Source organism: Sulfurimonas sp. (genome assembly GCF_016744025.1).
Classification (GTDB): domain Bacteria; phylum Campylobacterota; class Campylobacteria; order Campylobacterales; family Sulfurimonadaceae; genus Sulfurimonas.
Window position 1 is genome coordinate 1 of sequence record NZ_JADGFC010000109.1, and the last position, 9,067, is coordinate 9,067.

Annotated in this window: 10 protein-coding genes; 2 read left to right on the top strand and 8 right to left on the bottom strand. The window is 31.8% G+C overall.

The window, feature by feature from the left end; translation table 11 throughout:
* The first annotated feature begins 242 nt into the window (after positions 1-242).
* Both QZZ48_RS12390 and QZZ48_RS12395 read left to right on the top strand, forming a co-directional pair.
* On the top strand, positions 243-545 hold the full coding sequence (locus QZZ48_RS12390) for a hypothetical protein (protein WP_294966351.1): 303 nt from the start codon (positions 243-245) through the stop codon (positions 543-545).
* Between the two features lie 5 nt (positions 546-550).
* Positions 551-1,237 carry a uracil-DNA glycosylase gene (locus QZZ48_RS12395; RefSeq protein WP_294966353.1) on the top strand — a complete coding sequence of 229 codons (687 nt, stop codon included), beginning with the start codon at positions 551-553 and terminating at the stop codon, positions 1,235-1,237.
* On the opposite strand, the gene QZZ48_RS12400 is transcribed toward QZZ48_RS12395, so the two are convergent.
* The 8 genes from QZZ48_RS12400 to QZZ48_RS12435 all read right to left on the bottom strand — a co-directional run bounded on the left by QZZ48_RS12400 (position 1,222) and on the right by QZZ48_RS12435 (position 8,834).
* Positions 1,222-2,583, bottom strand: coding sequence for an L-serine ammonia-lyase (locus tag QZZ48_RS12400; protein WP_294966355.1), 1,362 nt, complete (start codon positions 2,581-2,583; stop codon positions 1,222-1,224). The two genes, QZZ48_RS12395 and QZZ48_RS12400, sit on opposite strands and share 16 nt — an antisense overlap.
* On the bottom strand, positions 2,580-2,708 hold the full coding sequence (locus QZZ48_RS12405) for a hypothetical protein (RefSeq protein ID WP_294966356.1): 129 nt from the start codon (positions 2,706-2,708) through the stop codon (positions 2,580-2,582). Before QZZ48_RS12405 ends, QZZ48_RS12400 begins: the two co-directional genes overlap by 4 nt.
* A gap of 100 nt (positions 2,709-2,808) precedes the next feature.
* On the bottom strand, positions 2,809-3,813 hold the full coding sequence (locus QZZ48_RS12410) for an endonuclease/exonuclease/phosphatase family protein (RefSeq protein WP_294966358.1): 1,005 nt from the start codon (positions 3,811-3,813) through the stop codon (positions 2,809-2,811).
* Positions 3,813-5,762 (bottom strand): M3 family metallopeptidase, encoded by a 1,950-nt coding sequence (locus QZZ48_RS12415; RefSeq protein ID WP_294966360.1) that lies wholly within the window; start codon positions 5,760-5,762, stop codon positions 3,813-3,815. The genes QZZ48_RS12410 and QZZ48_RS12415 overlap by 1 nt, the downstream gene beginning before the upstream one ends.
* On the bottom strand, positions 5,762-6,853 hold the full coding sequence (locus QZZ48_RS12420) for a trypsin-like peptidase domain-containing protein (RefSeq protein ID WP_294966362.1): 1,092 nt from the start codon (positions 6,851-6,853) through the stop codon (positions 5,762-5,764). Before QZZ48_RS12420 ends, QZZ48_RS12415 begins: the two co-directional genes overlap by 1 nt.
* A gap of 2 nt (positions 6,854-6,855) precedes the next feature.
* Positions 6,856-8,172 (bottom strand): hypothetical protein, encoded by a 1,317-nt coding sequence (locus tag QZZ48_RS12425; RefSeq protein ID WP_294966364.1) that lies wholly within the window; start codon positions 8,170-8,172, stop codon positions 6,856-6,858.
* 81 nt (positions 8,173-8,253) lie between these two features.
* On the bottom strand, positions 8,254-8,580 hold the full coding sequence (locus QZZ48_RS12430) for a type II toxin-antitoxin system PemK/MazF family toxin (protein ID WP_294966366.1): 327 nt from the start codon (positions 8,578-8,580) through the stop codon (positions 8,254-8,256).
* Positions 8,574-8,834 (bottom strand): AbrB/MazE/SpoVT family DNA-binding domain-containing protein, encoded by a 261-nt coding sequence (locus QZZ48_RS12435; protein ID WP_294966368.1) that lies wholly within the window; start codon positions 8,832-8,834, stop codon positions 8,574-8,576. Before QZZ48_RS12435 ends, QZZ48_RS12430 begins: the two co-directional genes overlap by 7 nt.
* Positions 8,835-9,067: the final 233 nt, after the last annotated feature.

Genomic DNA, 9,067 nt, shown 5'->3' on the forward strand with positions numbered 1-9,067 from the left:
ATTTTGGACAGTTTTTAGAGCTTTTTTATAATCCATTATAGAAATACCTTGGTTTCTTACCAATATACAGAAGTTTGCAAGGGTTTTCAAACCCCCCCCATATTTTTAATTAAGTCAAAAATGTGGGGTAAGGTAACAGCAGAAGGTAGAAATTAATCAAACTGAAAAGTTGTCTTGATTTTTCAGGCCATTATAATATACTTGTGATAAATTTAAATTAATGAGTAAATTAAAGGTTTTTTGTGGATAGTGAAATAATTTATACTGGGATAGGTATAGTGATTTTTATTATTATCATTATAATAACTATGCGAAGCAACGTAGTTGAGATAATTCAGAGCAAAGAAGAGAAAAGAACAGATATTGTTGCTGGTTATAAGAGTGAACTTAAAGCGGCGTTAGAACCATTAAAAGAAAATAAACAAGCTAGAATTGCTAAAAAAAATAAGATGCTAAAGAAATTTAGTAATGAATTATCTTTAAATATATTTTTTGATAAAGATGAGCTAAGAGAAATTATCTTAGAACTTTCACAAGAATCGTAGTTTTTATGCTTTTAGATAATAAATGGTCAGCTCTTTTAAGCACACAGATGCAAGAGCTATACTTTATAAAATTACAAGAATTTGTTGATTCGGAGTATGCTTCAAAAATTATATATCCAAAGTATGAAAATATATATAGAGCTTTTAATCTTATATCCCCAGAGAATGTAAAAGTAGTAATTATTGGTCAAGACCCTTACCATGGGCAGAACCAAGCAAATGGTCTTGCATTTTCAGTTAGTGATGAGTGCAAAGTACCTCCATCCCTTAAAAATATATATAAAGAGTTAGTTGATGATATGGGATGTGACTCACCGAGTTTTGGAAACTTGACTGCGTGGGCAGAGCAGGGTGTTTTACTTATAAACAGTGTTCTAACAGTAGAACAAGCGAAGCCGAATTCTCATAAAAATAAAGGCTGGGAAAAGTTTACAGATTTTGTTATAAATCAACTTTCATCAGAGTATGAAAATATAGTTTTTGTTTTGTGGGGAGGGCCTTCTCAGAAAAAAGAAAAGCTTATAGATGCAAGAAAACATCTCATACTAAAAGCTCCACATCCTTCACCTCTATCTTCATACAGAGGTTTCTTCGGCTCAAAACCATTTTCTGCATCTAACGAATACCTAAATGCTAATGGTAAAAAAGAGATAGACTGGTGTCTTCATTATAAAAATCAACACTCAACATAATGAACTGCCAGCCCACCTAATGAAGTCTCTTTATATTTATTTTGCATATCTTTACCAGTATCATACATAGTTTTTATTACAGAGTCTAGTGAAACATAATGTTTCCCATCTCCAATTATTGCCATTCTAGCTGCATTTACAGCTTTGACAGCTGCCATTGCATTTCTTTCTATACATGGAATTTGCACAAGACCAGCAATTGGATCACAAGTAAGCCCTAAATTATGTTCCATCCCAATTTCAGCAGCATTTTCTATTTGTTCAATAGTAGCCCCTAAATAATTAGCCATTCCTGCAGCTGCCATAGAACAAGCAACACCAACTTCCCCTTGACACCCAACATCAGCACCAGAGATAGATGCATTTTTTTGATATAAAAGTCCAATAGCTCCTGCTGTTAATAAAAAATCAATTACAACTTCTTCTTCATTTTCTTCTTTTAATAAAAAAGTAATTATATAGTGTAAAACTGCAGGAATAATTCCCGCGGCTCCATTTGTTGGAGCAGTAACAACTCTATGTCCACTTGCATTTTCTTCATTTACCGCAAGTGCATATAGATTTATCCAATCCATAAATACTATGGGATCATGACCGTCTTCTTCTTTTAATTTTTTATGAATCTTAAATGATCTTTTTTTTACATTTAATCCGCCAGGTAAAATACCATCTTGAACTAATCCATTTTTAACACTATCTTTCATAACTTGCCAAATATTTAATAAATCTTTTTTTATTTGCTCTTTATTTTTGTAAGTTCTTTCATTTTCTAAAATCAATTCAGATATTTTTAGTTCATTCTCTTTTGCCATACGGAGTAGTTCTTTAGCATTTTTAAAATCATATAAAACTTCTTTTTCTTTTGTTGACTTTTTATTTATGTCATCTTCACATAAAATCTCTCCGCCACCAATAGAATAATAAATTTTTGAAAAAAGAATTTCTTGATTTCCGTAAATAGAAAGTTTTATAGCATTTGGATGAAAAGGTAAAGATTTGTTTTTATGTAAAATCAAATCATTTTCAAAGGAAAAATTTATCTCTTTTTCATTTAAAAGTTTAATTGTTGAAGAGTTTATAATTTTGGATATTTTTTCTTCTATAGTATCTATATCTACTTCTTTTGGATTCTCTCCTAGTAAACCTAACAGTACTGCTACATCGCTATGATGACCAATTCCTGTTGAACCAAGAGAGCCAAAAAGCTCTATTTTAATATTATCGAGTTTATCAAAGTAGTTGTTGTTTTTAATAAGTTTGCAAAATTCATTTGCTATAAGCATAGGACCAACTGTGTGAGAACTAGAAGGTCCTATTCCTATTTTAAAAAGGTTAAATATAGTCATATGGAGTATCCTCTAAACATAACTCTGTGTACTCCTTTTTTAGTAAATTCCATTTCATGAGTAACCCAAGTCATAGCAATTCCTTTATCCATTAGTTTTATCATAACATCAAAAAACTTCGCCAATTATTTCTTGATCTAGTACTGATGTAAGCTTATTTAAAAGCATAATTTCAGGATTATAACATAAGTTCAAATCATCTATATAATTTTTTTCTTCAGTCTCTTACTTAACTCTAAATTTTGCCATTACAGGTAAGTGGTCTGAGTAACCCTTGCCTTTGTGTTTTGAGATTCTTGCTCTAGAGACTTGCCATCTAAAAATTCTTTTCTTTTTAAATAGATACTTAGCATTAAAGTTAGTAATAGAATTATCTATATATGAGATGTCTTTTTTATCTAGTAAAGGTTGCGATACTAGAATATTATCAATAGCTTCTTTTTTACCTCTAAATATATATGAGTATCTATTGTCTGCATCTGTATCGTACCAGAGGTTATAGAAGTTTTTTTTCTCATACTCTACATCTTTTGCTTTTTGATTTTGCGTGAGACTTCTTAAAATATGGTTGATACCAGTTTTGCCATTTGTATCGTTGTGTTTTCTACTTTTCTTAAATGTTTTATACTCTTCATAGTTTGAGTTAAAATCTCCAAGCAGAACTATATTTTTATCGTAGCCTATCTCTGAAACTCTATCTCTTAAAATCTTTGCAGATACTATTCTCTGACTTTCAGGTCCAGATTTAGCTTTCCAATGGTTTACAAAAAGATATAAGTCTTTGCCATTTATTTTAAACTTACTCTCTAGTATATTTCTATGTTTATATGTTGAGGTAACAGTTAACTCTTTTGTATAAACAAAAGGAATTTTACTTAAAAAAGCAACGTTAATTGCTGTGTTTTTTTTGTCTGCTATCTTGTAGTACTGATAATACAAGCCATTTTTTTTGAGAGTTTTTCTTAAGTCTTTTAGGGCTATAAGCGAGTGGATTTCTTCTAAGGCTATTATGTCTGCATCTATGTCTTTAATGACTCTAGCAATATTTTGTAGTTTTATTTTATATGTTTTTTGACTCCAGTTAGACTTTGTGTTAGGTTTGTACTCTTTGTACTTATACCCTTTTTTTTCTAAGTCAAAAAGGTTCTCTACATTGTAAGTTGCTATTTTCAAGGTTGTTTCTCCAAGAAGTGTAGCCCAGAGGGCTAGAAGTAGAAAAAGAGATTTCACTACTTAATGCCGTTTAACCTTAGTAGGTTTTGTGGGTTTGGCTCTCTGCCCATAAGCTCTTTAAAGTACTCATCCATACTTTTTGCTCCACCACCGTTTAGAACTATGTCAAGGTACTTTTTAGCAGTTTGTGAGCCAAATATTCCTTCATCTACTACACTAAAAAATGCATCTGCACTTAGTACTTCTGCCCATTTATAACTGTAGTATCCAGCTGCATAACCACCAGCAAAGATATGAGCAAAACCATTTTGAAACTTGTTATACTCAGGAGTCTTAATAAGAGCAGTATCTTTTCTGATACTATTTAGTAACTCTTGAACTTCATCACCTTTATAAAGCTCAGTATGAAGTTTAAAGTCAAATATAGAAAATTCTAACTGTCTAAGCATTCCAGATGCAGACAAGAAGTTCTTTGCACGTACAAGTTTTTCTATCATTTCATCTGGGATAACTTCTGCTGTTTCATGATGAGATGCAAATAGTTTTAACACCTTTGGCTCATACGCAAAGTTTTCTAAAAACTGAGAAGGAAACTCAACTGCATCCCACTCAACTCCATTTACTCCACTTACTTCATTTTCATTTACACTACTAAGAAGATGATGAATAGCGTGACCCATTTCATGAAAAAGAGTTACAACATCATCATGACGTAGAAGTGATTTTTGTGTATCACTTGAAGCTGGGAAGTTACAAACTATAAATGCAGATGCAAGTTGTGTATCACCATTTTCATCCTTGCAGTGAGCTTGCCAGTTGTGCATCCAAGCTCCGCCTCTTTTACTTTTTCTAGCTTCAAGGTCAAGGTAGATTCTAGCTTTTACTTCACCATCAAGAATCAAGTCATAAGAAGTCGCTTTTTCATCCCAAAGTTTTTCATCAACTTTTTTAAAGCTAATATTTACAAGTTTATTTAAAAAATCGAACATTCCATTTACAACACTTGTCTGTTCAAAGTAAGGGCGGTATACTTCTTCGTCAATGTCATATTTTGCTTTTTTGAGTATCTCACTGTAGTAAGCACTATCAAAGCTTTGTAGAGGAGCAGGAGCTATTGTCTGAACCTCTTTTAACTCTTCTACGGCTTGAGCTTTAGACTTAGTTACAAGAGTTTGTAAAAACTCATTTACACTTGTCGTATCTTTTGCCATCTTAGATGCAAGTGAATACTCTGCATAACTACCAAATCCAAGTATCTTACTCATCTCATTTTTAAGAGATAACATCTCATCTATAATAGCTGCATTCTCAGGAGCTCTAGTTACATAAGCTTTATATAGTGCTTGTCTGATTTGTGCATTTTTACCATAAGTCATATATGCGATGTATGATGGCATCTGAAGAGTAAACTTGTATTTTGTAACTCCTTCTTTTTCAACCTTCGCACTCTCTATATCACTCTCAGGTAAACCCTCAAGATCTTCTATATCCTCAGTTACAAACTCATAAGCATTTGTTGCATCTAGTAAGTTTTGAGAGAAGTTATTTGATAGTTCACTCTTTTTTATATTTATCTCTTGAAGTCTCTCTTTTGCGCTTGCATCTAAGTGAGCACCGCTTAGTTCAAAGTGTAGAATATTTAACTCTACTACTCTTTTTTGTTCAGAATTAAGAGAACTTTCTTCATTCTTTTGTATCTCTTTGTAAGCATTGTAAATATCTAAATTTTGAGATATTTTTGTTGAGTACTCTGTTATTATCGGCAAAGAATCAGCATATATCTTTTGTGTTTCATCTGAGTTGTTTACAGAGTTTAGATGCGAAAGAGGAGTAAAGAAAAGCTCTAATCGCTCTTCTAGCATCTGTAGTGGTTTTACAAAATTTGCATAACTCTTGTTTTGTGTTTTTAATAGCTCTTCTATCTTGTCGTTGTTTACTTCTAGTTTAGTATTTAAATCATTTATAAAATTGTCCAAATCTACTTTGAACTCTAAAAATTTACCCATTATTTGTCTTCCTCGTCTCGTTTTAATTTTATTGCTTTGTATTTGTTTATTAGTATTCCATCGTACTTGTCTGAGAGTTTAAAAAGTCTCTCAAATGCAATTTTACCCTCATCAAGAGTGAGCGATGAATCCACAATTAAGTAAGATAGATAAATACTATTTTCATTTATGGAAAACTGCAGATAAGTAAGCTTTTCATTCTCACTTAGCAGATAGTCATAAATCTCTTCAATGTTCTCTTGTGGGATTCTACATAATTTTGAATCCCCAATGATGATTCCATTTTCATAGTAGTTTATCTCAACTCTTGCACTTCCTTGATCTACTCTCCAAGAGGCTTGTGAGCGTCTTGAGAGTGTAACATTTACATCAAGAGAGTCTAAAATCTCTTCAAGAAGTCTTGTCGCTCCACTAGGGTTATATCCTTTTCTTCTTTGTTTTGCAACCTCAAGTTTTACACCACATTCAGGACAGTAGTCATTTTTAATCTCTTTTTCTTTTATGAGATTTTTACAAGATGGACATTTGATAATATTTACATCATCTAACTTTTTAAAATTATCTAGTGTTTCTTGAACATAAAAGTAGGGAAGAGCAAAGCCTAAGTTATTTGCATTTTGTATTATAAACGTATTTACACCTATAACTTCACCTTCTTCATTGAGAAGTGGTCCACCAGAGTTTCCTGGATTTATAGCTGCATCTATTTGTATATATTCCAAATCATCTTGAAGTCTTGAGGCTTTTGAGACGATTCCCTCAGTAGCTGTATAGTTTAGTCCATATGGATGCCCGATGGCTATTGTTGTATCACCATCTGTTACGCTTTTATTTGATAAGATGAGTGGGTTTTTAAGTACTCCATAGTCTGAACGTATAAAAGCCAAATCATAATCAGGGTCATCATATACAACCTGAGCGATAGATCTTTTTGTCTGTTTAGAACTTATAACTACTTCATTAAGTCCACCAACAACATGAGAATTTGTAATGATTAAATCACCAATAATAAAACCTGTACCAGAACCATATGGTGTCATGATTTGGATGATATTATCTACATATGTATCAAGGATTTTTTGAGTATTCATATCTATATCTCCTCAAAGTTCAAATGTTTTAGTTGTAAAAGGTAGCTATTGCTAAGATCATTTAGAGATGAGAAGTTTAGTTCATCACCAAAAGGCTCAAGTTCTTTGTACTGACTTAGATGCGGAGTGATAGCATCTTCTACTTTGGAGACAATTGCTTTTTTTACAAATACTTCTTTTTCTTCATCATAAAGTGGAATGTAATCCAGAGCTTTGAAAAAAGCTGGATTTTGAATCTCAACTAAAGTATGGATAAGAGCTTTAGTTACAGGATTTAATCCATAGTTGTATAAAATATAAAAAGAGATATATTTGTACATAGTAGGTATTATCTGTGTATAACGATTGTTTTTATACCAACGAATCTTTATTAGTGATTCACTTATAAAGTTACTCATCTCTTCGTGAGAAGTCTTTTCCATAGGATTGAAAGTATATTTAGAACTGTAAAACTTAGTGCTAAAGTCTTCAAAACTCATATCTCTTAGTTTTGCTATATATTTTTTTAACTCTTCATTTTTAAACTCAGTAGGATTGCTTTCATCAGCAAAATAATGTTGTATCTTTTTGCTTATCTTTTGATATATCTCACACTTTGGAACTAAAAGATAGTCCACTTTAAAAAGAACGTGTAGATATAAAAATGCTTGCATCCCAGCATTGTCATTTGTAGGAAGTGTAAGTATCTTTGCATCTAACTCATCTATCCACTTGTGTAAAAAATCATACTTAATTTTTAACTCTTCATTATCAAGTTTTACAAGATGTCCTGTATCTTGAAGTGTGATGTCAGGAAACTCTGTCTTGATATGTTCTTTGTCAAAGTCTGCATTTAGAGATATCTCTCTTAGTGGAAAAAATATCTTTTGAGGAGATACAGAAGCATTGTCATGGTAGAGCTTTAGTTTGACATACTCTTCATCACTGAAGTAGTAAGCGTAAGTAAGTTGATAGTTTCGCTCAAGTATATAGCGTTTTAGTGCAACCTCTGCATCTGCTGTTTTAATCATGATAGCTTCAGCGTATAAGCTCTCCTGAGTAACAGTTCCTACTATCCTTGCACTACCTTGAAATATCTCAAATTCAAGTTTATCATCTTCTTTTTTAGTGATGATATTTTGGTTTGGAGTATCTGCTGAGTAGTTCTCAAGAGACTTAAAAAAGTACTCATAAGCTTCTAGTACTTCATGCTTTTCAAATGCCTCGTAAGACTTGTTAAAAAGTTCTTCTTCATCTGGAGCGATAGTAGCATTTATACCTCGTCCAAATGGGTGTCTGAGTTGTGTGATTTTAGTATCAAAAAAATTAAGCCAGTTCAATTTATATCCATATTTTTAAATGTTTAGTTTATTAATATTATTATAATAGATAGAGACTTACAGATAGTAACGATTTTGTGTTTAGTGTTCAAACATTTTTACAAGCATATTGGAAATGCTTTCACAAGTCGCTTTATCAACACTTCCTAATTTTTTAACTAATCTTGTTTTATCTACTGTCCTGATTTGGTCTAACAAAACAAGTCCGTCTTTTTTTTCAAACTTTATTTTTGGTCTAAAAACAAAATCAAAGCCTTTACTCGTCATGGGTGCAACAATAACAGTATTTAAAACATTCATTTCATTTGGTGATATAACTATGCAAGGTCTTGTTTTTTGAATCTCAGAACCAACAGTAGGATTTAAGCGAACGAGATAAATCTCATATCTCTTTATATCAACTACCATTGCCAATCTTCCAAGTCATTATCATTTAATAAGTCTTCTAAGTAAGCTTCATCTTTAAGCCCTTTGTTTTTAGACATAACCTTCTCTATGTTAGCTTTCCATGCATCTCTGCCTGTATTATTTACAGGTTTGATAAGTAAGCCATTTTCTAAAACTTCAAGTTCCAGACTTACATTGTCAAGGTGTGCTTGTTGTATCAAAAGTTTAGGAATCCTAATCCCTTGCGAGTTCCCAATCTTAGTAAGTGTAGTCATAACTAACTCCTTTATGTAATTATATTGTAATTACATATTAATGTCAAAACTATTAATCTAACCTCTTACTTCCATAACAAATCCTTTCGCTTAAGTATCATCATGAGTGTTATGTAGGTTTATGAACAATTAACACCGCCAATTCTAAAATCAAGTGCAATTTTTTGAAAGTAAGTTGAAAGATAGGATTAATCGATAATCTGCTAATCTTATTCGACCAAAAACAAAGAAGT

Excerpts from the sequence above, each read along its gene's own strand:
- QZZ48_RS12395 (WP_294966353.1), top strand. The coding sequence starts at position 551 with ATGCTTTTAGATAATAAATGGTCAGCTCTTTTAAGCACACAGATGCAA.
- QZZ48_RS12400 (WP_294966355.1), bottom strand. The coding sequence starts at position 2,583 with ATGACTATATTTAACCTTTTTAAAATAGGAATAGGACCTTCTAGTTCT.
- QZZ48_RS12415 (WP_294966360.1), bottom strand. The coding sequence starts at position 5,762 with ATGGGTAAATTTTTAGAGTTCAAAGTAGATTTGGACAATTTTATAAAT.
- QZZ48_RS12420 (WP_294966362.1), bottom strand. The coding sequence starts at position 6,853 with ATGAATACTCAAAAAATCCTTGATACATATGTAGATAATATCATCCAA.
- QZZ48_RS12430 (WP_294966366.1), bottom strand. The coding sequence starts at position 8,580 with ATGGTAGTTGATATAAAGAGATATGAGATTTATCTCGTTCGCTTAAAT.
- QZZ48_RS12435 (WP_294966368.1), bottom strand. The coding sequence starts at position 8,834 with ATGACTACACTTACTAAGATTGGGAACTCGCAAGGGATTAGGATTCCT.